Source organism: Ditibartonella apis, assembly GCF_001952075.1.
Lineage (GTDB): Bacteria > Pseudomonadota > Alphaproteobacteria > Rhizobiales > Rhizobiaceae > Bartonella > Bartonella apis.
In genome coordinates, this window is sequence record NZ_LXYU01000001.1 from 1 (window position 1) to 24,895 (window position 24,895).

23 protein-coding genes, 1 tRNA gene and 1 pseudogene are annotated in these 24,895 nt (G+C 42.8%); 14 read left to right on the forward strand and 11 right to left on the reverse strand.

The window, feature by feature from the left end; all coding sequences use genetic code 11:
- From PEB0122_RS00005 to PEB0122_RS00025, 6 genes and pseudogenes are all read right to left on the reverse strand, one after another.
- A pseudogene (locus tag PEB0122_RS00005) lies at positions 1 to 622 on the reverse strand (hypothetical protein); the annotation flags it as partial.
- Positions 623 to 1,199: 577 nt separating this feature from the next.
- Positions 1,200 to 1,322: a hypothetical protein gene (locus PEB0122_RS11935; protein WP_263969910.1), complete on the reverse strand. Its 123-nt coding sequence runs from the start codon at positions 1,320 to 1,322 to the stop codon at positions 1,200 to 1,202.
- Between the two features lie 487 nt (positions 1,323 to 1,809).
- The gene (locus tag PEB0122_RS00010) at positions 1,810 to 2,265 is read right to left on the reverse strand and encodes a hypothetical protein (protein WP_075915157.1); all 456 of its coding nucleotides are present in this window, start codon (positions 2,263 to 2,265) and stop codon (positions 1,810 to 1,812) included.
- A gap of 180 nt (positions 2,266 to 2,445) precedes the next feature.
- Positions 2,446 to 2,820 (reverse strand): DUF2255 family protein, encoded by a 375-nt coding sequence (locus PEB0122_RS00015; RefSeq protein WP_075915615.1) that lies wholly within the window; start codon positions 2,818 to 2,820, stop codon positions 2,446 to 2,448.
- Positions 2,821 to 2,856: 36 nt separating this feature from the next.
- Positions 2,857 to 3,480, reverse strand: a complete 624-nt coding sequence (locus PEB0122_RS00020) for a carboxymuconolactone decarboxylase family protein (protein ID WP_075915158.1) — start codon at positions 3,478 to 3,480, stop codon at positions 2,857 to 2,859.
- A gap of 109 nt (positions 3,481 to 3,589) precedes the next feature.
- Positions 3,590 to 4,813 carry an NAD(P)-dependent alcohol dehydrogenase gene (locus PEB0122_RS00025; RefSeq protein WP_075915617.1) on the reverse strand — a complete coding sequence of 408 codons (1,224 nt, stop codon included), beginning with the start codon at positions 4,811 to 4,813 and terminating at the stop codon, positions 3,590 to 3,592.
- 300 nt (positions 4,814 to 5,113) lie between these two features.
- On the opposite strand from PEB0122_RS00025, the gene PEB0122_RS00030 reads away from it, so the two are divergent.
- The 4 genes from PEB0122_RS00030 (at position 5,114) to PEB0122_RS00045 (ending at position 8,804) form a co-directional block, all read left to right on the forward strand.
- On the forward strand, positions 5,114 to 6,013 hold the full coding sequence (locus PEB0122_RS00030) for a LysR family transcriptional regulator (RefSeq protein ID WP_075870362.1): 900 nt from the start codon (positions 5,114 to 5,116) through the stop codon (positions 6,011 to 6,013).
- Positions 6,014 to 6,321: 308 nt separating this feature from the next.
- Complete coding sequence (locus tag PEB0122_RS00035) at positions 6,322 to 7,056, forward strand: ABC transporter ATP-binding protein (protein ID WP_075915159.1); 735 nt, start codon at positions 6,322 to 6,324, stop codon at positions 7,054 to 7,056.
- Between the two features lies 1 nt (position 7,057).
- On the forward strand, positions 7,058 to 7,834 hold the full coding sequence (locus PEB0122_RS00040; RefSeq protein WP_075915160.1) for an ABC transporter permease: 777 nt from the start codon (positions 7,058 to 7,060) through the stop codon (positions 7,832 to 7,834).
- 31 nt (positions 7,835 to 7,865) lie between these two features.
- On the forward strand, positions 7,866 to 8,804 hold the full coding sequence (locus PEB0122_RS00045) for an ABC transporter substrate-binding protein (protein ID WP_075915161.1): 939 nt from the start codon (positions 7,866 to 7,868) through the stop codon (positions 8,802 to 8,804).
- 126 nt (positions 8,805 to 8,930) lie between these two features.
- Here the strand turns inward: PEB0122_RS00045 and PEB0122_RS00050 are convergent, their stop codons facing one another.
- Positions 8,931 to 9,707: a nitrilase-related carbon-nitrogen hydrolase gene (locus tag PEB0122_RS00050; protein ID WP_075915162.1), complete on the reverse strand. Its 777-nt coding sequence runs from the start codon at positions 9,705 to 9,707 to the stop codon at positions 8,931 to 8,933.
- Positions 9,708 to 9,778: 71 nt separating this feature from the next.
- Here PEB0122_RS00050 and PEB0122_RS00055 point away from each other — a divergent pair, with 71 nt between their 5' ends.
- On the forward strand, positions 9,779 to 10,408 hold the full coding sequence (locus PEB0122_RS00055) for a GntR family transcriptional regulator (protein WP_075915163.1): 630 nt from the start codon (positions 9,779 to 9,781) through the stop codon (positions 10,406 to 10,408).
- Between the two features lie 112 nt (positions 10,409 to 10,520).
- Here PEB0122_RS00055 and PEB0122_RS00060 read toward each other — a convergent pair whose 3' ends face one another.
- Positions 10,521 to 11,816: an MFS transporter gene (locus PEB0122_RS00060; protein WP_075915164.1), complete on the reverse strand. Its 1,296-nt coding sequence runs from the start codon at positions 11,814 to 11,816 to the stop codon at positions 10,521 to 10,523.
- A 93-nt stretch (positions 11,817 to 11,909) separates the two neighbouring features.
- Between PEB0122_RS00060 and PEB0122_RS00065 the strand changes: the two genes are divergently transcribed.
- Positions 11,910 to 12,596, forward strand: a complete 687-nt coding sequence (locus PEB0122_RS00065) for a DUF2848 family protein (RefSeq protein ID WP_075915165.1) — start codon at positions 11,910 to 11,912, stop codon at positions 12,594 to 12,596.
- Between the two features lie 250 nt (positions 12,597 to 12,846).
- On the opposite strand, the gene PEB0122_RS00070 is transcribed toward PEB0122_RS00065, so the two are convergent.
- Entirely contained in the window at positions 12,847 to 13,617 is a 771-nt protein-coding gene (locus PEB0122_RS00070) for an IclR family transcriptional regulator domain-containing protein (RefSeq protein WP_075915166.1), read from the reverse strand.
- A 268-nt stretch (positions 13,618 to 13,885) separates the two neighbouring features.
- On the opposite strand from PEB0122_RS00070, the gene PEB0122_RS00075 reads away from it, so the two are divergent.
- From PEB0122_RS00075 to PEB0122_RS00100, 6 genes are all read left to right on the forward strand, one after another.
- Positions 13,886 to 14,593 carry a 3-oxoacid CoA-transferase subunit A gene (locus PEB0122_RS00075; RefSeq protein WP_075915167.1) on the forward strand — a complete coding sequence of 236 codons (708 nt, stop codon included), beginning with the start codon at positions 13,886 to 13,888 and terminating at the stop codon, positions 14,591 to 14,593.
- Positions 14,590 to 15,291 carry a 3-oxoacid CoA-transferase subunit B gene (locus PEB0122_RS00080; protein WP_075915168.1) on the forward strand — a complete coding sequence of 234 codons (702 nt, stop codon included), beginning with the start codon at positions 14,590 to 14,592 and terminating at the stop codon, positions 15,289 to 15,291. Before PEB0122_RS00075 ends, PEB0122_RS00080 begins: the two co-directional genes overlap by 4 nt.
- Positions 15,288 to 16,493, forward strand: coding sequence for a 3-oxoadipyl-CoA thiolase (pcaF, locus tag PEB0122_RS00085; protein WP_075915169.1), 1,206 nt, complete (start codon positions 15,288 to 15,290; stop codon positions 16,491 to 16,493). Before PEB0122_RS00080 ends, pcaF begins: the two co-directional genes overlap by 4 nt.
- 85 nt (positions 16,494 to 16,578) lie before the next feature.
- Complete coding sequence (locus tag PEB0122_RS00090; protein ID WP_075915170.1) at positions 16,579 to 17,631, forward strand: cyclase family protein; 1,053 nt, start codon at positions 16,579 to 16,581, stop codon at positions 17,629 to 17,631.
- A 96-nt stretch (positions 17,632 to 17,727) separates the two neighbouring features.
- Positions 17,728 to 18,432, forward strand: coding sequence for an SDR family oxidoreductase (locus PEB0122_RS00095; RefSeq protein ID WP_075915171.1), 705 nt, complete (start codon positions 17,728 to 17,730; stop codon positions 18,430 to 18,432).
- Between the two features lie 404 nt (positions 18,433 to 18,836).
- The gene (locus PEB0122_RS00100) at positions 18,837 to 20,174 is read left to right on the forward strand and encodes a short-chain fatty acid transporter (RefSeq protein WP_075915172.1); all 1,338 of its coding nucleotides are present in this window, start codon (positions 18,837 to 18,839) and stop codon (positions 20,172 to 20,174) included.
- A 257-nt stretch (positions 20,175 to 20,431) separates the two neighbouring features.
- Here PEB0122_RS00100 and PEB0122_RS00105 read toward each other — a convergent pair whose 3' ends face one another.
- Positions 20,432 to 21,295, reverse strand: coding sequence for a LysR family transcriptional regulator (locus PEB0122_RS00105; RefSeq protein ID WP_075915173.1), 864 nt, complete (start codon positions 21,293 to 21,295; stop codon positions 20,432 to 20,434).
- 113 nt (positions 21,296 to 21,408) lie between these two features.
- On the opposite strand from PEB0122_RS00105, the gene PEB0122_RS00110 reads away from it, so the two are divergent.
- Together PEB0122_RS00110 and PEB0122_RS00115 are read left to right on the forward strand one after the other, a co-directional pair.
- Entirely contained in the window at positions 21,409 to 22,644 is a 1,236-nt protein-coding gene (locus tag PEB0122_RS00110) for an MFS transporter (RefSeq protein ID WP_075915174.1), read from the forward strand.
- Positions 22,645 to 22,825: 181 nt separating this feature from the next.
- Positions 22,826 to 24,190, forward strand: a complete 1,365-nt coding sequence (locus PEB0122_RS00115) for a HEPN domain-containing protein (protein ID WP_075915175.1) — start codon at positions 22,826 to 22,828, stop codon at positions 24,188 to 24,190.
- Between the two features lie 344 nt (positions 24,191 to 24,534).
- Here PEB0122_RS00115 and PEB0122_RS00120 read toward each other — a convergent pair.
- Positions 24,535 to 24,624 (reverse strand) — tRNA-Ser (locus PEB0122_RS00120).
- Between the last annotated feature and the right edge of the window lie 271 nt (positions 24,625 to 24,895).

Here is a 24,895-nt window from a genome sequence, read left to right on the forward strand (position 1 = left end):
GCCGTTGATTGAGATAACCTGCATCAATCAAATCACCCAAGCACTTTTGGCCTTCGGGATAAGGATTCCCAGCCAATATACTTGCAGCCGAGAAATAGATGTCATCATGAGGTTCAAAAACATCCCCGCCTGCTTTGGCAACCATTTTCACGCCGGTATAATTTTCTGACATCGCTATCCTGGATAAAAAAGGTATATTATTCCGGTTGTTTGGATTGCCACCATGTTTAAGATAACTAGCCAAAATGGCATTAACAAAGGCAGGGGTAAAACCTGTTTTGGCCTCAGGATTGTACATCGCAAAATAAAAAGTGAAATCACGCCCTGAACCGGAGGAGGGAGTATCAATCATATAGGGATCAGCTCCTGCTTCCAATAAAACATCAATCGCTTGAGCGTTGAAGACTTCCAAAGCAAAAAACAGTAGCGTGATTTCAGCGGAATAGCGCTTGTTTAACGATCCCTCCGGCAAGGCTTTTATGTCATCAATTGTAATCGGCTGTTGTGCCTCAATGCGTTGTGCAAAACTATAAAGCTGTGGGCTTTCCTTTTTAAAATATTTATCAGCCTCTTTAACCGGGGAGATCATGCTTTTTTCAGCGTATGACGGTGCAGAAATCATGAGACATGTAACAAACATCAAGCATAGAAACGGTATATTGAACCATCGTTTGCCCATTTCATTCTCCCATCCGCTCGCCCGTTACCGGATCAGTAAAATGACCTGCTTGAAGGTCTTTCAACTTTGATTTCAACCAATCCCAAATGGAATTGAAGCATTAAAATATAACAAAGAATATTTAGACGGTTTTCTTCATTCGTCTGCTTTAACAATATCTAATAAGAATAATCCATTCTTATTCGCATTAAGATTAAATGTTTTTCAAAAATCCAGATATTTCCATCATATGTTAAATAATACACACAGTTTATTCACAAATGAATTCTATTTTTTCTTAGTCGTCAAATCACGCGAACAGAATTCACTGTTAGGCATTATTTGATTGATAAGCTTAAATATTATCGGGAACGATATCCTTGGGGGCGCGGCAATAGTCAGGATCATTCGAGATCACCAAAGCATTACCAATATCCCTGTTGCCTCCATGCGTAGGGGAATTCATGAATGCTGCTCCTCCTTATTCTGGTTGAGCGCAAAAGCCTTGATACCGCTTAATTAAATCACTTTAGTTCAAGGTTCACTTAGCTAACGCAGCGTAGACTTCAAAGTCGGGTATATTGTCAATATTCATAGCGTCATCAATCGGAATAATGTCTTCCCGAATAACAGCTTCTGGCATATTAAGGTCAGGATTCTGCATGAAACTGACAAAATCCGTGTAAAGCAATTCTTTTTCTGAGAACTACTTTGGTAAAAGCAAAAACACTGAAATCGCAATAAGAAGACCAATATCGTTTCGCGCCCGTCTTATTATTATAACCTATGGCCTTCGGCCAGAGCAAAATACGATCTATATCCTCACTTGCCCGAATTAAACCTTCAACGCGTTCAATATATTCTTTATCTTCTTGATATGTATTTGGTAGCCCGTAAGTTCAGTTATATGTATAATATGACAAAATTTAGTCTAATATGTTTTAAAACAGTCGGGGATTTATTGCACATGGTTGATAGGCACACGTAATCTCGCATCAAACGGCTCGATTTCATTGGCCGTCATCCAAATAAGATTATAAGTTAAATTAAGAAATTCCTCATCGGTATAGCTTTTACCCGTAATATCATACACCGCTAGAAAATGTGTTAATTAACAAATAGCGATGGCATGATAACCTCTTCCCAGATAACTATCTTATCTCTTTCGCACATTCTTCTGCGTAAGAATTAATCTCTACGAACGTAAATTTTCCATCCAAAAAATGCGATTTCACTATATTAACATAATCCATCTTTCTAAAGCTCCAGATATATGCTTCATTATTTTTGTCAACAATACCGAAATGGATCGGATTAGTTGTATTATTTGCGCTATTCCAATCCAGATCTGTATAAATCAGAGCTGCACGTGTGAGAATTGAGAGAAATGGAATATCTTTTATATTTTTTGTGCACCATATCCGAGGAGCAAAAAAACCTGACGTCGAAAATGCTCCTGATTTATCTGTAAAGTAAACGACATCTTTGCCAAACATCTTCGTTGTTTTGTGATGTACATAGAATGAGAATATCACGCTAAAACAATAAAAAAATAGAGCGAAAATTAATACGATTGCACATAAAAAGGAAACGATACTTCTCTTCATTCTTACTGCTTCCTCTCTGGAAATCGGGCAGCTCACCCCAACCGTGATATTTTTGAAAAATAGAATTAGATCATCGTTATGTACTACATTTTACGGGATAATTAAATTCCTTCAATGATCACTCGCTGATCGGCAGCAGCATCGTTCGTTGCTCCGGCATTACCGAAACTCACTACATTATCAGGCTTTTATGATTTTGATTGTTGCAGCTTTCGCTCTCTCGCCCACCATTGCTCCGACATAAGGGCTTGGATTATATTTTTTGTGATAAGCCTCATCAATTTGATTGAGAACCGCCGGGTCTTTGACGGCTTCATAATGAACAGATTCGGTCTTTCCGGCCACAATAATTTTTCCGCTTTTTTGTTTGATTGCAGCCTGATACCAGCGTGAGGACGTGCCGCTATAGGCACGCACATAAAGGCCGCCATCAACGACAACTTCCCAAATCCACACAGGCGTGCCTGTTGTCTTAAAATCCTCATGATAGGGAGCCATTTTGAGATCATCGGCTGCATCAATCGCCGCAAGCTCGTTCTTTGTCCATTCACTCATCATTCAACCTCTTGAAAACACGATCACCAAAAAAGTTCAACCATTCAGGAAACTATCAAGCACTTCGCCTGCACGTTTTCCAACTTCCAGACCGACCTTAGCTTCAAGAATGGCAACAATTTCCTGCAAATCCTGTTTTTCAAGGCCGGTATTCGTTCCCATCTGATAATGTGATTTCAATTGCGACTGGGCGCCTTGAAGTGCAGCAAGCATAGCAATTGTAGCAACTTCTCTTGTTTCATAACCAAGATTGTCACGCACAAAAATATCGCCAAAAAGGTGACTTTTCAAAAACTGGTCAATTGCGGGAGCAAATTCAAAAAGCGGGCCTGTCACCGGTTGACCAACCAGTTTTGTCTGGATTCCGGTTCCTACCTCCAACATGGTTTTATCTGTGTGGAAGGGCGAGGCATCTTTGCCCTGTTCATCCTTTTTACCCGCTTTATGTCTTTTATTGACCACATCCATCAAAGCGGAAAGTGCATTCAAACTTCTCGGGAAACCCGCATAGGCATAAGTTTGAACCAGAACTTCCTTGATAGCATTGATCGCAACCTTGCCGTCTAGTGCTTCGGTTAAAGCATTTCTCAATCCATCAATATTTCCTTCAGCTGCAAAAGCGGCAACGGGAACAAGCCTTTTTTGTTCAAGTGTCAACATTGTTTTTCCTGTAATTTTGCAAAAACGTTTTGTGAAAAATAAGTTAGCGTGCTGGCAGAAATTAAACCCGCCTCAAAAAAACGTCGTCAATGAAGATTTAACGCCGATTTCAAGCGGATTTACCCGACGCAAAGTCGATAACAAACCGGTAGCGCACATCTTTGGACATAACCCGTTCATAAGCGCGATCAATTTCATCAGGCTTGATAAGTTCTATATCGGCCTCGATATGGCGTGCCGCACAATAATCGATCACTTCCTGAGTTTCGGCAATGCCACCAATCATCGAACCGGCAAGGCTTTTCCGTCCAAAACCATTGGACATACCGCTCAAACCGCCTGTCAATTCACCAAGCGCACCCACATTGACGAGGGTCGCGTCAAGTTTGAGCATATTCATGAAAGGCTGCATCGGATATGAAACCGGTACTGTCGAGATCATCAAATCGAAATGATTGGTAAGGCGCTCGAAAGCCTTTTTGTCAGTCCACAAAAATGCAGCACTTGCGCCTAAACGTTTGGCATCGGCAATCTTTCCTTCTGTTGTCGTGAATACCGTGACATCTGCACGCATGGAATGAGCAAGTTTCAAGGCCATATGTCCAAGGCCACCAAGGCCAACAATTGCTATTTTCTGATCTTTTTGCAATTTCCAATGGCGCATGGGGGAAAAGGTGGTCACACCGGCACAAAGAAGCGGCGCATAAGCGGCAAGATGCACTTGGGATGGAATATGAATAACAAAACGCTCGTTTACAACCATACGGTCGCTATAGCCACCAAAAGTATAACCACCGCTTATCTTGTCGGGTGAATCATAGGTAAAGGTGGTGCCGTTCAGACAATTTTGTTCGCGATCATCAAGGCAATTTTCACATGTACCGCAAGAATCCACCATGCAGCCAACGCCGCCAATATCGCCGACTTTGAATTTCGTAACCTTTGAACCAACCGCAAGAACGCGGCCGACGATTTCATGACCGGGCACGATAGGATAATGGGCGGCGCTCCAGTCGGAATGAACAGCGTGAATATCGGAATGGCAAATGCCGACATAAAGAATGTCGAGAAGCACATCGTCCGGCCTCAAAGCACGTCGTGTGATGGTGATCGGCGAAAAACCGGATGTTGCACTTTTTGCAGCATAGGCACGGGTTTCAAAAGGCTCCTTGCCAATAACCATCTTGCCTCTCGAAGGGGCTGCCTTTGCAGCTGCACTTGTCCCCATCATTGCACCGGCGGCAAGAACAGACGCGCCACCTTCTTTCAAAAATTCACGCCGCGGCAAAGTTTCGTGTTTTTTATGATTGGAATTTCCACACGCTTCACACATTTGCAAATCTCCCGAACCGGCATAATGCATCTATAACCCCGTCAATCTGGTTCTTGCCGGTTCACCGTAACGTGGCCTTAAAATCCGCTGGCATTTTATAAAACCTGAATGACGAGCCAGAATGTAATCGTTCAAAGCGTACCGGTTTAATGAACTGCCGCGTGATTTCATCTCGCTCATTAAAGGCCATGATGTTCGTAAAAATAACAGGATATTTGTGCATGTCTCTATGAATTCAATTCATAAATAGACATGATATAATGAAGATCTTTTTCAACAACGGATTTCATCTCAAAAAAAATGCTAAGAGAAAACATCCATGATCTCATGTCTTTTTTCGTGGTTGCACGAGAAAAAAGTTTTACCCGTGCGGCAAGCAAACTGGGTGTCTCACAATCGGCGTTAAGCCATGCCATGCGTGGTCTTGAAGAACGTTTGGGAATTCGTCTGCTCACACGGACAACGCGCAATGTTTCAACCACGACTGCGGGCGAGCGATTGATAGAAGAGCTTTCACCGCTCATCGAGACAATGGATGAAAAGCTTGATCTCATCACCAATGCAGCCGAAGAACCAAAAGGAAAAATCCGCATCACTACGGTGGATTATCCCGCGTCCTATATTTTACGACCGAAATTGCAGCCTTTTTTACGGAAATATCCGAAGATCGAGGTCGAGATCAATATCAATTATGGTCTTACCGATATTATTGAAGAACGTTTTGACGCGGGTATTCGTATTGGCGAACATCTCGCCAAAGACATGATTGCCATTCCGGTTGGACCAGCAATGCGAATGGCAATTGTCGGGGCGCCGAGTTATTTTGAAACACATGAAAAACCGGAAACACTTCACGATCTGATGGAACAGAACTGCATCAATTTGCGGGTTCCAACGTCCGGCGGACTTTATCCTTGGGAGCTTGATGACGAAAACGGAGAAGTCAATGTACGCCCGAAAGGACAGCTCATTTTCAACACCTATCCACATATTCTCGAAGCTGCCCTGGACGGTCTCGGCCTTGCTTATATTCCCGAACAGGAAGTCGACGAATTTATCAGACAGGGACGCCTCATCCGCGTCCTTGAAAAATATTGCTTACCGTTTCCGGGGTATTATCTCTATTATCCAAATCGTCGCCATCATCCGATTGCTTTTCAATTGTTCATTGAAGCTTTGAAGCGGCATGATCCCGAATAATTTTTTACTCTGCAGATTATCTCGTCTTTGTTGACGTTGCCCGTTTTCGTTTGGTTGTTAAGCGGTCGTTGTTGAATAGCTCAAGCCATTCCGGCATAATTTCTGTCAGACGTTTGTTATTGATTCAAAAATAGCTTGATTAGCGCACCTTAACAGTTAAAGTCCATTTTGCCCGTGTAAAGACCTTCTCATCATGAGGAGGCAAACATCTTTATGCTTCAAGCTGCTTTGTCGGATAACCGGAAAGAATTGCTTGTTACCCGAATTTGAATAGTGTCAGAATAGCTTAGTTTCAGGATCATTCATCAATGACAAGTTCTTCTCCCTTATTGGGTATCAAAGCGCGAAACATTTCTCTCGATTATGAAGGCAAAGCAGTTTTTCGGTCGCTGGATTTTGATATTCCTGCCGGTGAATTTGTCGGGCTTTTGGGGCAAAGCGGAATTGGCAAAACCACCCTTCTAAAAATTATTGCCGGGCTAGTTACCCCCGATAGCGGAAAAATTTCAGGTTCCGACGGTGACAGTCTTCATGGACGTATAACCTATATGGCGCAACAAGATTTGCTATTTCCCTGGCTCAAGGTGATAGAGAATGTTTGCCTTGGAGCAAGACTGCGCCATGAGAAGAAAGACTACAAAAAAGCCGAAGAATTACTGGAAAAGGTCGGTCTTTTGTCGGTCAAAGACCAACTCCCCGAAACTTTATCGGGTGGTATGCGCCAAAGGGTGGCTATTGCCCGTACATTATATGAAGACAAGCCCGTTGTATTGATGGACGAGCCTTTTTCGGCACTTGACGCGGTTACTCGCGCCACCATACAGGAACTTGCATTCGATCTTCTCAAAAACAAAACGGTATTGCTTGTTACCCATGATCCATCCGAAGCTGCACGATTGTGTCAGCGTATACTGGTTCTCAAGGGTCAACCGGCGATTTTCTTACCTGCTATCCTTGTCGAGGGTAAAGCACCGCGAAATTATGATGATAAAAACCGCATAAAGAGTGAAACCGAATTAATGCATTTTTTAAAGGGGATATAGTTTGCAGAACCGCTTCAATAAAAAACTTGCATTTTTCCTTCATGGTCTTGTGGTTTTCTTTGGCATCCTCGCATTATGGTGGGCTGTCGCCATTATTTTCGATCTCAAAAAATACATTTTGCCTTCCCCCCTTGTTGTCGCACAATCACTTTGGAATGGGCGGCAATATCTTCTGGAAAATTCTTTGATTACAATTGTCGAAATTGTCATCGGCTTTGTTTTGGGGATTTTGTCCGGTGCTGCTTTGGCGCTTCTTTTGATGTTTTCCAAGACATTGCAAAAATGGCTGATGCCGGTTCTGATTGTAAGCCAGTCAATACCGGTTTTCGCCCTTGCCCCCATTCTGGTTCTATGGTTCGGCTACGGTATCCTCTCGAAAATCATCGCCGCAATACTGGTTATATTTTTTCCTGTTACAACAGCCTTTTTTGACGGTTTGCAGCGAACCAACCAAGGATATCTCGATCTTGCGAGAACCATGGGAGCATCTCCCTTGTCTCAACTTGTCCATATCAGGCTTGTGGCAGCGCTGCCGGCACTTGGTTCCGGTGTGCGTGTCGCCGCTGCTATTGCTCCGATTGGTGCGATTATCGGCGAATGGGTGGGGTCATCCGGCGGGCTCGGCTATATCATGTTGAACGCCAATGCCCGTATGCAAACACCGACATGCTTTGCCGCAATATTTATACTTTCCATTATTGCAATGATTTTATGGTATATCACCGATATCATATTGAAATATGTTATCTACTGGGATAAAAAATCGCAACAAAATTGATTTTTCTTTTTATTATATTTCCGGAGGAAACGTGTTTAAAAAAATATTATTTTCGATCCTCATCATTTTTCTCGGCGTTTTCGGTGCTAAAGCCAATGATAAACTTACAGTTGTTCTTGATTGGTATCTTAATCCCGATCATGCACCTTTGATTGTTGCCGAACAGATTGGCAGTTTTGAAAAACGCGGACTTGATGTCGAAATCGTCACCCCCTCCGATCCTAATATTGGACCGCGTCTGGTTGCATCCGACAAAGCCGATATTGCTTTATCCTACCAACAGCAACTCTACATTTTTCAGGATGAAGAATTACCGCTGACACGTATAGGAACACTCATTGAAACACCGCTCAATACTGTTTTGGCGCTTCCCGATAGCGGAATTAAAACACCGGCTGATCTCAAAGGCAAAAAGGTCGGGTTTTCTGTGAGCAGTATCGAACCCGTAATCTTGGGAACAATGTTGGAAAATCAGGGTCTCACGATAAAGGATGTCGAGCTTGTAAATGTCAATTTCAATCTTGTAAGCGGGTTGATGTCAAAACAGGTTGATGCAGTCATTGGCGGTTATCGCAATGTGGAAGGCAATGAAATACGCGAACAGGGCGTAGAACCTGTTATTATGAAGGTTGAAGACTATGGTATTCCTCCATATGACGAACTGATTTTTGTTGCCAAAAATGACTTAAAAAAACATGACGCTTATAAAAAATTCCTCGAAGCCGTTCATGAAGGCCAGCAATATCTGAAAGCTCACCCGCAAGAAACATGGGACAATTTTGTAAAAAAATATAAGGAACTTGATACCGATCTCAACAAAAAGATATGGATGGAAACGGTTCCGTTATTCAGCGAAAATCCACTTCATCTCGACAAAGAAAGATATATTTCTTACGGAGCCTATCTTTATAAAAAAGGCATTGTCAAAAAAGAATATCCGCTTGATAGTTTTGCTACCGAATTGAAATAAAAATCAAATGGAAGATCGGGCATGATGGGCGTTCATCATTGCCCGATTTTGTTGTTTTGTAACTGCCTATGCCAATATGTGACATAGTATTTATTCAAAATAATATTTTATCACCCGAACATCGGGTTATCCCAATATCGGAATACGTGCGCGAATAGCTTCCACATTTCCTAAATTGATGTCGAAGACCATGAGCTCAGCTTCGCTTGCCAGACGTGCGCGCACATTTCCTGTCGGGTCAACAATAGAACTTAGTCCGATGCCAAGGGGTGCTGTTCCCTTTGACGGTTGCCAGGCCTGATCGCAGGCAACAAGCCAAGCTTCAGAATCAGCCGCACGGGCGCGAACCAACAAATCCCACTGCTCGGCTTTCCCAGGACCATCCCCCCAGGAAGCCGGAACGATAATCAATTTTGCGCCTTTTTTCCCCATTGCGGTAAACTGGTCGGCAAACCGCAAATCATAACAAATAGCAAAACCGATCTTGCCGAACACTGTATCGAGAACAAGGTAATCACTTCCCGCTTCAACGAGGTCTGATTCACGTGAACCAAACGCATCATATAAATGAACTTTCTGATAAATGGCCTCAGTATTTCTTCCGGTAATTATCAACTTATTGCGTATGCGTCCGTCATTTGCCGGTTCAAACATACCGGCGACAATCATCATATCATATTTTACGGCATAAGAGCGGATCAATGTTGCAAAAGGGCCCTCAAGCGGTTCTGCCTCATCCTTCAAAGCCGCTTCGAAGGAAACCTGTGCTGCCTCGGGGAAAACCAGTATATCAACTTTCCGAGTGGCTGCCTGTTCAATCATTTTAACGATTTCTGCATTATTTTTTTGTTTGTCAGTACCACTTCTTATTTGTGCCAATCCAATTTTTATGTTTTCACCCATTTGAATTCTCCCTATACTTATCAATATTGTGATTTTATATATTCGTTCGAAACTATAATTAACGTAGCATAATGTACAAGAAATCTTCAGGTCGTGAACGCGCATATTCCCATATACGCAACACCATTTTAACCAATCCCTCTTTCGTTGGAACTTTTCTTAACGAAAGAGAAATTGCCGATAGTTTGGGCATTTCCCGCACACCGGTACGAGAAGCTTTTATGATGCTTGCCAGTGAAGATCTGATTGATCTGAAGCCTAACCGCGGTGCTTTTGTCGCACCAATGAACGTGCAGCAAGTCAACGATATTTTTCAGGCGCGTGGTGTTGTTGAAAGCTGGAGCGCGGAATATTGCATCTCGCAAAATATCGACCCGACGCCTGTCATGATCAAGGAATTGGAAGCCCAGAAACTTATGGCACTTGACGATCCTTATCTTGACTTTATCGAACATGACCGTGCCTTTCATTGTGCCTTGATTGAAGCAACCGGCAACATGGTTTTAAACCAGATGTACGAGCTGCTCCGTGCACGCTATGTAACCTTTGGTGTACGTGCCATCCGCAAAACTGCAAAAAGACGAACCGAAGTGCTAAAAGAACATCAACGTATTATCGATGCGCTTCTCGCCAAAGATGTCAGAAAAGCCAAGAAAGCCATTCTCGAACATCTTGACCGGACACGCCAACATCTCGTTTGATGGAGCTTTATCGGATTTGTTCCTGATAAAACCCCATCCTATTTATTTAAAACGTGGATATGCTGAAACGACCGGTGCCATTTTGGCTTCCGACGCCGTTTCGATCTCTGTTTCAGGACACGCGCGCTTTCCTTGTCATTGCAAGCCCGATCAGCGTCAATACGCATGCAATACCTATATAAAGGCAGATGGCAAAACCGCTCTTGTCAAATGATATAAACCACGCGAGCAATAACGGCGCAATGGCACCACCGACAATACCTGCGAATGTGTAGGCAAGAGAACTCCCCGTATAGCGCAAGCGTGCCGAAAATTGCTCTGCAATCAAGGCAGCCTGCGGGCCATACATCAATGAATGGCATATGAGAGCGCCTGTCACCCCGATGAAGAGACGAACAAAAGTCGGCTCCTCCATCATATAGAAGAACAAAAATGTCCAGATTGCCGCAAGAACTGCCCCGACAGCATAAATGACACGTCGTTCTATTCTGTCAGACAGCCAACCACTAAAGGGGATGAACAACACCTGAATACCGGAAGCAATTGTGACAGATATGATAGCGTCAGAGCGTGGCATTCCCAAATGTTGCGTGGCATAGGCAAGTACAAAAACCGTAAAACAGGCATAAAGAACATCCGGCCCGATGCGTGCAAGAATACCGCCAAAAAGTGCTCTGCTTTCGTATTTGAATACTTCCGAAACCGGCGCATTGGAGCGTTCATTCTTTTCTTCAAGTTTTTTGAAGACAGGGGTTTCTTCAAGTGAATAGCGAACCCACAAACCGAATACGACCAATAGCGCAGAAAGCAGAAAAGCTATTCTCCACCCCCAATCGTTGAATTGGGCAGTAGTCAGGAAAAAAGCCAGAATAGCAAGAACACCGTTTGCCAGCAAATTACCTAAAGGCGGCCCGACTTGCGCCGCAGATGCCCAAAATCCTCTTTGTTCAGGTTTGCTGAATTCGCTGGAGAGAAGAACAGCACCTCCCCATTCACCGCCAACGCCGACACCTTGAGCAAAGCGCAACAGAACAAGAAGTGTCGGAGCAAGATATCCGACAGATGCAAATGTCGGCAAAAGCCCGATGATGAAGGTGGCGATGCCGATCAACAATAACGTCCAAACCAGAACTTTTTTGCGCCCGACAATATCACCAAGACGCCCAAAAAATATGCCGCCTAACGGACGGGAAATATAGCCTACCGCATAAGTGCCAAAAGCCTTCAAAGTGCCGGCTAGTGAATCTCCTTCAGGGAAAAACAAATGGCCAAAAACCAACGCCGCGCAAGCACCATAAACTGCGAAGTCATACCATTCCAAAGAAGTCCCGCTGAGACTTGCAGCAAATGCTTTAACAAGACTTTTGCGCTTTATTGGTGGTTCCGTTTCTTTTAAAATATTTTCCATTTAAGTTCCCCTTGTTATTGTATGATTTTGGTATACCATAAGTATGCATCATTGATATATAGTAAGTCTACTATTTTTTTGAGGGAGAACGGGATGGGAAGTCTCATTGTATATGTCGTTGGCAGTGGCTTGAAGACTGTCAATGTTGAATGGGTGTTCAACGCCGGATATGCCGGATCAAATAGCGAAGAAGTCCGCCACCATATAGAAGAGCTCGCGGCACTTGGTGTCCCTGCCCCGAAAACGTTTCCAACGCTTTATCCTTTAGGCTCTCACGTCGTCTCGCAAGACCATCTTTATCAAGCTCCGCATGATAAAACTTCGGGTGAAGCCGAATGGGCACTCTATATTGGTAAAAATGAAAACGAACATTTATTGATGGCTGCTTGCGATCATACTGATCGCGCGTTGGAAGCCCATGGCGTTGCATGGTCAAAACAATCCGCGCCCGACTTTATCGGCGATCTCGCCTGGCGTTATAGCGAGGTCAAAGATTCGTTTTCCGACTTTACTTTGAAAGCTTGGGTAAAAGACAGACAGGAAGAACAGCTTATTCAAAACGGCAATGCCGGCCTTCTTATCTCCCCTTCAAAATGGCTGACAAAGCTTGAAAAAGCCGGTCTTGCCCGCCCCGGAACTTTGCTCATGAGCGGTACAATACCGATGAAAAAATCGGTCAACCAGTTTTCAAATCATTGGCGTGTCGAACTTGCCGATCAAAAAGGCAATATCAGTCGCGTTTCTTATGAAATCGAACGCCTCATTGATGCTTGGGAATAGTTTTAAAATGTCTTTCCCGATTACTGTTTTTTGAGTGCTATTTATATCGCGATTATTTCATTCATAACATTCGGGAAAGCGACCTTTGCCACTTATTGTGTGCGCCTTTTTGCCATTTGTTTTTAGGAAAAACCGGAATTCGATAGATAATCATTTGCGTTTTTTTCAAAACGATGCGACTTCGTTCAGGTTGGTACGAAGAATCCTTCACTGAATATTCACTATATGATCTCTACCTGCGCCAATCTATTCAGCGAACCGGAATAAGAGCCGAAATATCATGAGCTGTTTTTCGCAATTCGGGCAGATAATGTGTTGTCATTTCCTGCAAGCAGTTTTCAACGGCCGGTGCCCCGATATTCAAAGCCGCCACAACTTTCCCGGAAGCAGTTTTTATTGGCACAGCAATAGAACATAACCCGATCTCGAGCTCCTGGTCCATAAGACAAAAACCGTTTTCGGCAACAGTTTCTATTTTTTTCTCGAGTGCTTTCCGGTCAGTACAAGTTTTTACTGTTCTCTGTTCGATATGGCTTGCGTCCAATATTCTTTTGCGCTCGTCTTCAGGCAAGCCTGCAAGCAATACCCGCCCCATAGACGAACACCAGACTGGAAGCCTGCTGCCCGCAGTCAAATTCACCGACATTATTTTTACCTGTGAAGCACGCGCAATATAAACAATCTCTGTCATATCTAGAATCGACGAAGAAGAACTTTGACCTAATTTGGCCGAAAGCTTGTCAAGAAACGGCTGGATGATGACCGGTAAAGACGCTGACGACAGATAACTATAGCCAAGACGCAATATTTTAGCTGTTAAGGAAAAATACTTCCCGTCATATTTCGCAAAACCGAGTGTACATAGAGTGAGAAGGCAACGGCGGCTTGTTGCGCGATCAAAGCCCGTAATCGTTGCGACATCGGTAATGGAAAGGCGTGCCTTTGCCGAATTGAAGGCTTCAATCACTTTCAAACCTTTGGCAAATCCGCCGACAAAATCCGTTTTAACAGGTGTATGCATTGCGCCCCTTTTTGTACAATATATGAACAAATATCTATTATTGAACATTTTATATTGACGCAAGAAGTAAAACGCACTTAGTTTGAAATATGGGAGATAGCGTGGGAGCCTGAAATCCGGATATATACATTTTTAAGTAAATCTAATGGCAAATAAGACAAGTCTTATTTGCCGGCGGTTAATTCTCGGTGTTTTGTCCGGTTTTGTTCCTGCTCTACTATAAATTTTCAAGTCAGTAATACTGATGTCATCTTTCGGGAGGCTAAAGATGGACAAATCTATTCCTAGCGTCGAGGAAGCTGTGGCTCCGATCAAGGACGGTGCAACCGTAATGATCGGTGGCTTCGGCGGCGCAGGCACGCCGATTGAACTTATTCATGCATTGATAGACAAAAAAGTAACCGGCCTTACCGTTATCAATAATAATGCGGGTAATGGCTATGTCGGCATTGCCGCGATGATTGATGCCGGAATGGTAAAAAAAATGGTGTGTTCTTTTCCCCGTTCCAGTGATCCCCGTGCATTCACCGAAAAATACCTTGCGCGGAAAATCGAATTGGAACTCGTTCCACAAGGTACTCTGGCAGAACGTATACGCGCCGGAGGAGCGGGCATAGCCGCTTTTTACACACCTACATCCTACGGCACAGAACTTGCAATTGGCAAGCCGGTCGCGGAATTTGACGGCCGTTTCTATGTGCAAGAACGCTGGTTAAAGGCTGATTTTGCTTTGGTTAAAGCCCTTGTCGGTGATCGTTACGGTAATTTGACCTATCACAAAGCTGCGCGCAATTTCAGCCCGCTTATGTGTATGGCAGCCGAACACACGATCGTTCAGGTGTCAAAATTGGTTGAAGCAGGTGATATCGATCCTGAAAATATCATCACACCGGGAATCTTTGTTGACGATATTGTTGAAGTAACAAATCCGGCTCAGGAAGAAGTACTTATTCACGCGGGGGTAGTCTACAAATGAACACGGATATGTATGAAAAGATCAAGCTATCCAATGCACAGATTGCGTGGCGCGCGGCACAAGATATTGCAGATGGTGCCTATGTCAATCTCGGTATCGGTTTTCCCGAAATGGTGGCCCGTTTCCAACCTAAGGGTCATGAAGCCATATTTCATACTGAAAATGGAATTCTGGGGTTTGGTGAACCGCCACTTCCCGGTCAAGAAGACTGGGATTTGATTAATGCAGGCAAAAAAGCTGTTACTTTGAAGCCCGGCGGTTGTTATTTCCATCATGCCGACAGTTTTGCCATGGTGCGGGGCGGTCATCTTGATGTGGCAATCCTTGGTGCTTATCAGGTTGCAGAAAACGGAGACCTTGCCAATTGGCGTGTCGGATTAAAAGGCGTTCCTGCTGTGGGAGGCGCTATGGATCTCGTTCATGGAGCCAGGAAGGTCTGCGTTGTCACAGAACACATAACCAAAAAGGGTGATCCGAAGCTCGTTGAAAAATGCACTTTTCCGCTAACGGGTCTTAATTGCGTAACACGGGTTTATACGAGCCATGCAGTCATCGACATTGTCGACCGGCATTTTGTGTTACGCGAAAAATTGGCTTCGCTCAGTTTTGACGACTTACAAGCAATAACCGGCGCCAAACTTTATATTGATGGGCTCGTAACAGATCTGGTTGTACCAGCTATCGAGGAGGAAAAATGACCGAAGCTTTTATCTGTGACTACATACGAACACCAATCGGCCGTTTTGGCGGCGCGCTTGCTCCTGTTCGCGCCGATGATCTGGCCGCCATTTCTCTCAAAGCAATTGTCGAACGGAACAAGACCATTGATTGGGAAGCTGTTGATGATGTTTTGATGGGCTGCGCCAATCAGGCCGGTGAGGATAACCGCAATGTTGCAAGAATGGCATTGCTTCTGGCAGGACTTCCCTATTCAATATCCGGAGCGACAATCAACCGTCTCTGCGGTTCCGGGCTTGATGCAATCCAGACCGCCGCCCGTGCGATCAAAACGGGAGAAGCCGAACTTATGATTGCCGGCGGTGTAGAAAGCATGTCGCGGGCACCTTTTGTCTTGCCGAAAGCTGAAAAAGCGTTTTCACGTTCCGCGGAAATCTATGACACAACGATTGGATGGCGTTTTGTCAACCCATTGATGAAAGCCCAATATGGCGTCGATTCAATGCCGGAAACAGGTGACAATGTCGCCATTGATTTCAACATTTCACGTGAAGATCAGGATAAATTCGCACTGCGTAGCCAGCAGAAGACCGCAGCAGCACAAAAAAATGGCCGCCTTGCCAAGGAAATCATTCCCGTTACAATAAAACAGCGTAAAGGTGACCCGATTATTGTCGATAAAGACGAACATCCGCGTTCGACCAGCATGGAAGCTCTTTCAGGTTTGCGTGTCATCAATAAAAGAGAGGGCGCTACGGTGACAGCCGGTAATGCATCGGGAGTGAATGATGGCGCAGCCGCACTCATCATCGCATCCGAAAAGGCAGTAAAAAAATATAATCTCGAACCGATTGCACGTATTATAGCCGGCGCTACCGCCGGTGTTGAACCGCGTATTATGGGAATTGGCCCGGCAGCCGCAACAAAAAAATTGTGCCGTCATCTCGGCCTGACACCTCGGGATTTCGACGTTATCGAACTCAATGAAGCTTTTGCCAGTCAGGCACTTGCAACATTGCGCGATCTCGGAATCAAAGACGACGCCGAACACGTTAACCCGAATGGTGGAGCCATTGCGCTTGGCCACCCGCTCGGCATGTCCGGAGCACGTATCGGAGGCACTGCTGCACTGCAGTTGAAACTGACACAAGGCAGATATGCACTGGCGACTATGTGTATCGGTGTCGGGCAAGGAATTGCTGTCGCGTTTGAACGCGCCTAACATAAAGCTTTACTGAAATTCTGGCAACGTCTCATTGGTCGCTTGTGGCCAAACGAACTTTTTATACTTATTGGAAGAAATAAATATGTCAACATCGAGGTGGAAGAAGCGCCCTGACGGTGCAAACTGGGGTGATTTTGGCCCTGACGATCAATTGGGTTGTCTTAATTATCTTACGCCGCAAAAAGTAAAAGAAGGTATAGCAGAAGTTAAAGAGGGATTAAGTTTTTCTCTAAGTCTTCCCCTCGATTATCCGGGAGGAGAAAAACTTAATCCTAATCGTCATCCGCCTATTTTGCGGCCGTTATTACGTCAGAACCGCGTCAACTATAATTGCGAAATGGATAAACTTGTTCCAGGAAAGTCTGACGTTCTAAGTGACGATATGGTTATACTTTCTCTGCAATATTCGACACAATGGGACGGGTTGGCGCATGCCGGTTCGTTATTCGATACGCAAGGTGACGGTATCAGGCGACCCGTTTACTATAACGGATTTGCTGCCGGTAAAGATATTGTCGGGCCCGAACAAATAAGGGATACCGGTATTCCGGCCAATTTTGACAATGCGAGTACCTCATCGGCACATGCATTGGGCATTGAAAAAATGTCACGTAAGGCTGTTCAGGGACGCGCTGTTATGCTGGATTTACGTGCACATTTCGGAGATGCCCGTAAACTTGTTACCTATTCCGATATTATGGAAATATTGGACAAAGACAAAATTGAAGTGACAAAGGGCGACATATTGTGCCTTCATAGTGGCTTTGCCAATCTTGTATTAAAAATGAATCGTAACCCCGACAAAGAAAAGCTTGAAAAGAGTTCAGCTGTTCTTGATGGAAGCGATGAAAAACTTCTCGAATGGTTGACCGACACAAAAATCGCAGCACTTGCTGCGGATAATTATGCTGTAGAGGCGTTTCCGGCACGCAAAGGGGAACATAGCTGTGCACTGTTGCCGTTACATGAGCACTGTTTGTTCAAAATTGGTCTCCACCTTGGAGAATTATGGAATTTAACACCACTTGCCGACTGGTTGCGCAATCATAAAAGATATCGCTTTCTTTTGACAGCGCCGCCTCTTGATCTACCCGGTGCAATCGCATCCCCCCTCACACCTGTTGCGACTGTCTGAGGAGAGTTTTCAGTAAACAGTACTCAAACTCGTTTCACCGAAGCGATGTCTTCTTCGAGTTATCCAGCGTATTAATGAAAGACTTAGGAAAAACGAATGACAACGAAACAACGTGTTCTCATAACTGGCGGTGCTAACGGAATTGGTGCTGCCATTGCTCGACGGTCAATTGAGGACGGCTATCAACCGGTTATTATTGACAGAACCGGCGACGGCATCATTGCCGATCTTTCCAACCCTGATGAGACAGATCAAGCTTTAAAGACTGCATTGGCACAAGGCCCCATCACACGTCTTGTCAACAATGTCGGTGTCGTCCGTCCGGCGAGTGCGGAAACCCAAACCTTAGACGATTTGAATCTCGTCTTGTCGCTTAATTTGCGTTGTGCCATGCAATGTATGCAAGCTTTAGTTCCTTCCATGAAGGAAGCGGGCTTCGGCCGAATTGTCAACATTTCATCTCGCGCTGCATTGGGAAAAGAGTTGCGCACTGCCTATGCCGCAACAAAAGCGGGGCTTATCGGAATGACAAGAGTTTGGGCCTTGGAACTGGGTAAATTCGGTATTACGTCCAATGCAATCGGCCCCGGCCCCATCAAAACGGAATTGTTCCAGAAGGCAAATCCAGACGATTCACCGCGCACAAAAGCTATCATCAACTCCATTCCCGTTAAACGTATCGGTTTACCTGAAGATGTCGCACAAGCTGTTTCTTTCATGCTGGCCGAGCAGAGCGGTTTTGTCACAGGACAAACGCTTTATGTCTGTGGTGGCATGACTGTTGGTGTGGCACCCCTATGAAGGGCACGTAGAAAACAATGAGAGTGTCAATTGCACTGTCGCAATAGATTTGTTTTCTAAATATAATCTATTGCCATGGAGAGAACAACGATATTGACATCCTGTTTTCGGATTTATGGTTGCAAGCAGTTGAGAAAATCGGATTTTTTCAAATTAAAACTGTATATAAATATATTGATATGATTTTATAAAAAATAAAAATGTTTTTATTTGTGTATAATTAATATCTTTTATTCGTTTATATTTTTATTATAAAATATTAAAATATTATTTTTATATAATAAGGTTAGTATTATTTATATATATAAATTATTTTTAATATTATCTGCATTTAAAAAATATTTCACAAAATTCAACTGTTCTATCATTAAAAGCGGAGGCTTCGTTAAACAACGATGTAAAATATGAACAAAATAACCAAATTTTTTACTGAATTGATGCGCCAATATCTTCCTGATCCATTTGTATTTGCCATTCTTTTAACGTTGCTTACGATGCTGTTAGCCATATTGGTCGAGTGGCAAGCACCATCCGATATGATTTTAAGTTGGGGAAACGGCTTTTGGAAACTGCTAAGTTTCACAACTCAAATGGCTGTTATTTTAGCTATGGGATATGTGCTCGCAGGCGCCACAATTGTCGACCGTTTTCTCGATAAAATCGTCAGCTGTGTGCATTCACCGCGCCAGGCAATTATTGTTGCAACTTTGGTAGGAGCCGTCGGAAGTTACCTGAATTGGGGATTTGGGCTGGTTATCGGCGGCATTGTCGCAAAAAAACTCGCACACAATGTTCGCGGTGTCCATTATCCGCTCATTATTGCATCAGCCTATAGCGGTTTTACACTTTACGGGCTCGGACTATCTGCAACTATACCTATTTTAATATCGACAGAAGGTCACGCATTACAAGGGCAGATGGGTATCATTTCATTGAAAGAAACGATATTTTCCATCCCCATGCTGGTTACAGCACTCATTGTCATAATAACCTTACCTATTCTTAATGCATCCCTTCATCCAAAAAATAAAGATGATATTGTGGAGTACAAAGATCCGGAATACATCGTTACTGATAATAAACCCGAAATCGAGCTGGTAGCGGAACATGATACTTTTGCCGCAAAACTGAACAATAGCCATTTTATCAGCTATTTGATCGGCTTGATTGGCATGTTTTACTTTGTCGGTTATTTTGTAAAAGGTGGGGCGCTGGATCTCAACATCATCAACTATTTTATTCTGTTTATCGGCATTATTCTTCTCGGTACACCCGCAAATTACGTCACAAAGCTCAATGAGGGGATAAAAACCATCGGCGGTATCATCCTGCAGTTTCCTTTTTACGCGGGCATTATGGCAATTATGGATGCTTCCGGGCTAGTAAAATCCATTGCAGAACTTTTCGTGCATATTTCAACACCCGATACGTTGCCTTTCTGGGGGCTTATCAGTTCCTATTTTGTTAATTTTTTTGCCCCCTCCGCCGGTGGTCATTGGGTTGTACAGGGACCGTTCATGATTGACGCTGCACGATCAATGAATGCATCTGTTGCTCAAACTTCAATGGCAGTCATGTTGGGAAATGCATGGAATGATCTTATACAGCCATTCTGGATTTTGCCGGCGCTTGCTATTTCTAAATTAAAATTGCAAAACATCATGGGATATACAGTGGTCATGATGATTTGGGTTGGCATCATTTACATGGCTTCAGTGCTGATTTGTCCACATCTTCTCTAACCGCTGTTTCAACATTTCAAAGACAGCTTTATGCTGTCTTTATTTCACTGTTTAAAAATGCCGGAATTCAACTCTCGAATTCCGGTATTTTTCAAGTTTCTATAACTTACCCGATATTTTATTTTTTTAATGGAAATAAAGTGGAATAAAAATATACCAATTTTTTGATAAACGCATAAATCAATCGTAGTCTCGCGTTCTTTTATGCATGTTTGAAATATTGTTCAAAAACCTATGATGATAGACTAATCCATTTTCTAATTTAAAGTTGTATCAAGTGCTTGGCGTAAAACTTCTGCAACATCCGATTTTTCCGGCTTATATAAAAGCAGATATTCAATATCCGGCAAACTTGGGAGATTATATAAATGTGTATAATCTTTTAAACTGTCATCCATCGAATTTTTGTTAAGACATCCGATTCCCAAACCGGCTTTGATTGCCAATTGTAAACTCGCAACATTCGACGCAGTATGTGTTAATCCATAAGGAACCGAACTATCAGAGAGAAGTTGAAGGGCGGCCTTTTGTATGAGGCAACCTTTTTTCATACCGATCAGCGGCAATACCTCACCGGTTGAAAACCTCTTCTTTGCAGCACCTGCCCAATATAACGGCTCGCGTTTTATAATGACCCTATCCGGATAAGCCGGTAACGGTGTACCGATAAGATGTGTCAGGATTATTATATCGAAACCGTCAAGATTGTTGTCGTGGATAAGCGCATTTGACCCGCTTTTGAATGTAAGGCTCAATTGTATTTTCGGACGAGCTGCTGTCAACATTTCCAAAGCTCGAGCAACTTTTTCAGGCATGAGATAATCTGTAATAGAAATCGAGATATTTTCGGTTGCAGCAACATTGTGCATATCAGCAAGCGCCAAACGGTTAAGTTTCAAAATAGCAAGAGCATGTTTTTGCAACTTTTCGCCATCAATTGTTGGACGTGTTCCTTTCTTGCCCCTTTCCAGCAGTTGACAGCCACAAACAAGTTCAAGTTTTTGCATTTGCTCTGTCAATGCCGACTGGGAACGGTAAAGACGTTCGGATGCTTTCAGAAAGCTTCCGGTTTCCAAAATCGTAATAAAAGTTGTTAGCAAATCGGGATCCAGATTTTGCATATACCCACCTTTTTATAATTCGGAAAAACCGAATTATTTTATAAAAAAATCCTGTTATATTTATATTTAATCCAGTGCTACGCATTTCTCAACAGAAAAAGCGGAGCTGAATAATGAGTGAAAAAACTTTCATAAACGACGGGGTCCATTCAAGCAGTCACAAATGGAAAGTGCTGTTTACATGTGCATTGGCGAATACATGTTTTACATTTGTAATTGGCGGTGTTCCGGCCGCAGCTCTCCTTTTACGAGATGATTATCAAATTTCCACGCCGGTATTAGGCATGCTTATGGGAATTGTCGGAATAGGCATAGCTTTTGGTGAAGTTCCTTGGGGAATGCTCACAGACCGGCTGGGTGACCGGCCTATTCTTATAACCGGTCTGACGACGACCGCAGTTGTTCTCATCCTGACAGCTGTCATAATAAATGTTGTTCCGATTGTTTATGCTCCTTTAACGTTGTTCATCGGGCTACTCATTATCGGCCTTTCAGGAGGCAGCCTGAATGGTTCGAGTGGACGAGCTATTATGCAATGGTTCGACAAAGATGAACGTGGATTTGCAATGGGTGTCAGACAGACTGCTGTACCGCTCGGCTATGCCTTGGGAGCAGTCTTTTTCCCTCTCATTTCATATAAATCAAGTTTTGTCTGGTCACTTTATATCTCGGCCTTATTTTGCATTATCTTTGCCTTTTTAACTTATCTTTGGGTTGTTGATATTGACCAGGAAAAGGGTACCGGGACAAACGGAGCTGTCGAGAAAGAAACTGCTACCCATGTTTTCAAACAGTTGGCCATATGGCGTATTGTCATAGCTATTGGCCTTTTGTGCGCACCGCAATTTGCGTTGATGACTTTTACAATGCTTTTCTTACATGACTTCGCCCATATCAATATTGAATATATCAGCGCGATACTGTTCTTTATCCAGATAAGTGCCGGTTTCACACGTATTTCCGGCGGCTATTATACCGACAAGAAAAACAATCGCGTAGGCTTTCTAAAAACGGTAACGATATTAAGTGCACTCGCGTTTTTTGTTCTTACGTTGCTTACCTTTTTCTATGGAGAGACTCCATCGACACATCTGTCGTGGGCTTTGGTTGCCGCAGTTCTCGTTGCCGGCGTCTTCATATTATCTTGGCAAGGTGTTGGCATGACCGAATTGGCATCAATGGCAGGCCCTAAAAGCGTTGCAACAGCGATGGCAATGGCAAATACTGCAACCTTCTTCATATTGTTCGCAACCCCGACAATTATTCCATGGATACTCCACGCAACATCCTGGACAGGTGTTTGGGGCGTTATGACACTTGTCTGTGTCGGAATGTTTTTTCTGTTCTAAGTAAGGCTTCAAGTGAAAATTTTCTAACGAAAAATGCTCTATTCATAAATCTTCATTGACCAAAGCTGTGTAATATACAAGACGACTTTTTTTAAAATTTTGATGTCAATAATTCTACTATGATAAAACTGTTTTATATATTTGAAGTAGTCAATTATTTTCAAATAAAGGAGTTTCGAAATTGGTCAATGAAGAACATATGGGCAGTGTAATATTTGATGGAAAGAAATTTCCTGCCGCACTTCATCTAACCGACGAAAAAATTTCCATTAACATATCGGAGCTGCTGATTATCAATGAAAAAGATCTATCCAAAAGTGATTGGCCAAAATCGGTGGCTCCGAGCGAAATTGAATTACTGAATTTCAAATCATCTATCGGCTCATCCACCAGCTTGTTTTCATTGTATAAACTTCATGAAGAAAATGCGAATTTCGATTTTTCAGGCCGATCCGACACAAGATTCCATATAGGCTTTGCATTCAAAGGAGCAAACTTCAATAATTTCGACGAAATATGTTCGGATAATTGGAAAATTGATATTGAAGATATTGATAAAATTCACAATTGGCCAAAGTTTGAATCCCCTTTTGATCACGTGGACTCCGGAAAATTATCAACAAACAATCAGGAGAACACTCTTGCACCCTCTGTTTTTATCAATTGCCCAAGTTGCGACATGAAATTAGAACTTTGGCGATCTTTATCTCTCGAAAAGTTATCACGCAACAAACTATTGAGAACCTTTAGTTATCCCATTATTTTACATTTTGCGAAGCCCGTCGATTTCAATTTTGCTTTGAATAAAATTTACAGTGTCCGAAAGTTTTTTTCATTCCTTTTCGGACGCATTCTTGATATCAACAGCATCTCCACGGATATAGATAACGACGATATACACGCAACAGTCGAAGTATACGGTTTTAGAAAAATACTGAGCTCTAAAAAGCCATCGAATTCCATTGTCCATTTGAATAATATTTCCGAATTGTCACCGCTTCTTGATAAATGGCTTGAAATCGAAGAAAATATTAAATTAGCTGTCAATCTCCATTATCAAGGACTGGAACTTAGGCAATTGAATCTCTCTTTGCAGTTTCAGTTTTTTATACAAGCTATTGAAGCATTGCACCGAAAAACTGTTTCTTCGGAGCAACAAAAAGACATAGATACCGACAAAATATACAGCACATTGCGACAAGCGGATGTCCCTAAGGATATTTGTGACCGCATCAAAGGCATGCTTGCTCACATAAATGAACCTGGACTTAGAACGCGGTTGAAATCTTATTGGGATATATTTTGCGAAGAACTTAACGATACATTTCATGCTATCAAGAAAAACGATATTATAAACAAACTGGTTGAGACAAGAAATTATTATGCCCATCGCCCCGATAAGTCAGAAAATGTCTTGACTGGTTACGAGCTTTTACGCGCCGTAAACATTGTTAAAATGATCTCCCATCTTGCAATATTGAAAGAGATAGGTGTGGACACAAAAGGAATTGGTAAAATTATGAAGAAAGAACGTTTTATCTATTGATGTTATCCCCCTACATCCTTCAATAAGATAATTTATTTGATATATTTTAGTTAAAATAGACGTGTATTTTTCCGATAAAATTGATTTTCTTTTTTACAATTAAATTTAATAAATTTTATTGTTTCTATTTTTATTTAAAATATTAATTATTAATATTTTAATATATTATTTATTTATACCTTATTTTAATAATTTTATCTATAACATATAAACAATATGAATTTCTTATATCTATTACTCCGAACAACACTTTGCTTTTCCATGCTTCAATAGAGAATGTGTTGGGGGACGAATACCCCCTACAACGACGCAACTTATTGATTTTTATTAATTTTGTTAAATTCTGGCGGAGAGAAAGGGATTCGAACCCTTGATACGGTTGCCCGTATACACGCGTTCCAGGCGTGCGCCTTCAACCACTCGGCCACCTCTCCAGCGAGGCTGCAATATAACGGGAAAGACTCCGAGTTCAAGAGGAAACTTCATTTCATACAGGAAAAAGTCGATCCAGCCTCACTCAACTAAGGAGATGATCACAAACTCTTTTGAGCAGACTTAAAAAACGATCATTCTTCTCATAGTCGTTACAGCTCGTTTGAAGCTTTGAACCGAATGAGAAGCCAAATCGGGATATTAACAATCGACCGATCAGGATATTGCCAAGGCATCACACACGATTCAGCAATAGTGTAATGTTCCAACCAC

Bases quoted from the DNA above. Each gene is read 5' to 3' on its own strand.
- PEB0122_RS11935 (WP_263969910.1), bottom strand. From the start codon at position 1,322: ATGCAGAATCCTGACCTTAATATGCCAGAAGCTGTTATTCGGGAAGAC.
- PEB0122_RS00010 (WP_075915157.1), bottom strand. From the start codon at position 2,265: ATGAAGAGAAGTATCGTTTCCTTTTTATGTGCAATCGTATTAATTTTC.
- PEB0122_RS00015 (WP_075915615.1), bottom strand. From the start codon at position 2,820: ATGAGTGAATGGACAAAGAACGAGCTTGCGGCGATTGATGCAGCCGAT.
- PEB0122_RS00020 (WP_075915158.1), bottom strand. From the start codon at position 3,480: ATGTTGACACTTGAACAAAAAAGGCTTGTTCCCGTTGCCGCTTTTGCA.
- PEB0122_RS00025 (WP_075915617.1), bottom strand. From the start codon at position 4,813: ATGTGTGAAGCGTGTGGAAATTCCAATCATAAAAAACACGAAACTTTG.
- PEB0122_RS00030 (WP_075870362.1), top strand. From the start codon at position 5,114: ATGCTAAGAGAAAACATCCATGATCTCATGTCTTTTTTCGTGGTTGCA.
- PEB0122_RS00035 (WP_075915159.1), top strand. From the start codon at position 6,322: ATGACAAGTTCTTCTCCCTTATTGGGTATCAAAGCGCGAAACATTTCT.
- PEB0122_RS00050 (WP_075915162.1), bottom strand. From the start codon at position 9,707: ATGGGTGAAAACATAAAAATTGGATTGGCACAAATAAGAAGTGGTACT.
- PEB0122_RS00055 (WP_075915163.1), top strand. From the start codon at position 9,779: ATGTACAAGAAATCTTCAGGTCGTGAACGCGCATATTCCCATATACGC.
- PEB0122_RS00060 (WP_075915164.1), bottom strand. From the start codon at position 11,816: ATGGAAAATATTTTAAAAGAAACGGAACCACCAATAAAGCGCAAAAGT.
- PEB0122_RS00065 (WP_075915165.1), top strand. From the start codon at position 11,910: ATGGGAAGTCTCATTGTATATGTCGTTGGCAGTGGCTTGAAGACTGTC.
- PEB0122_RS00070 (WP_075915166.1), bottom strand. From the start codon at position 13,617: ATGCATACACCTGTTAAAACGGATTTTGTCGGCGGATTTGCCAAAGGT.
- PEB0122_RS00075 (WP_075915167.1), top strand. From the start codon at position 13,886: ATGGACAAATCTATTCCTAGCGTCGAGGAAGCTGTGGCTCCGATCAAG.
- PEB0122_RS00080 (WP_075915168.1), top strand. From the start codon at position 14,590: ATGAACACGGATATGTATGAAAAGATCAAGCTATCCAATGCACAGATT.
- pcaF (WP_075915169.1), top strand. From the start codon at position 15,288: ATGACCGAAGCTTTTATCTGTGACTACATACGAACACCAATCGGCCGT.
- PEB0122_RS00090 (WP_075915170.1), top strand. From the start codon at position 16,579: ATGTCAACATCGAGGTGGAAGAAGCGCCCTGACGGTGCAAACTGGGGT.
- PEB0122_RS00095 (WP_075915171.1), top strand. From the start codon at position 17,728: ATGACAACGAAACAACGTGTTCTCATAACTGGCGGTGCTAACGGAATT.
- PEB0122_RS00100 (WP_075915172.1), top strand. From the start codon at position 18,837: ATGAACAAAATAACCAAATTTTTTACTGAATTGATGCGCCAATATCTT.
- PEB0122_RS00105 (WP_075915173.1), bottom strand. From the start codon at position 21,295: ATGCAAAATCTGGATCCCGATTTGCTAACAACTTTTATTACGATTTTG.
- PEB0122_RS00110 (WP_075915174.1), top strand. From the start codon at position 21,409: ATGAGTGAAAAAACTTTCATAAACGACGGGGTCCATTCAAGCAGTCAC.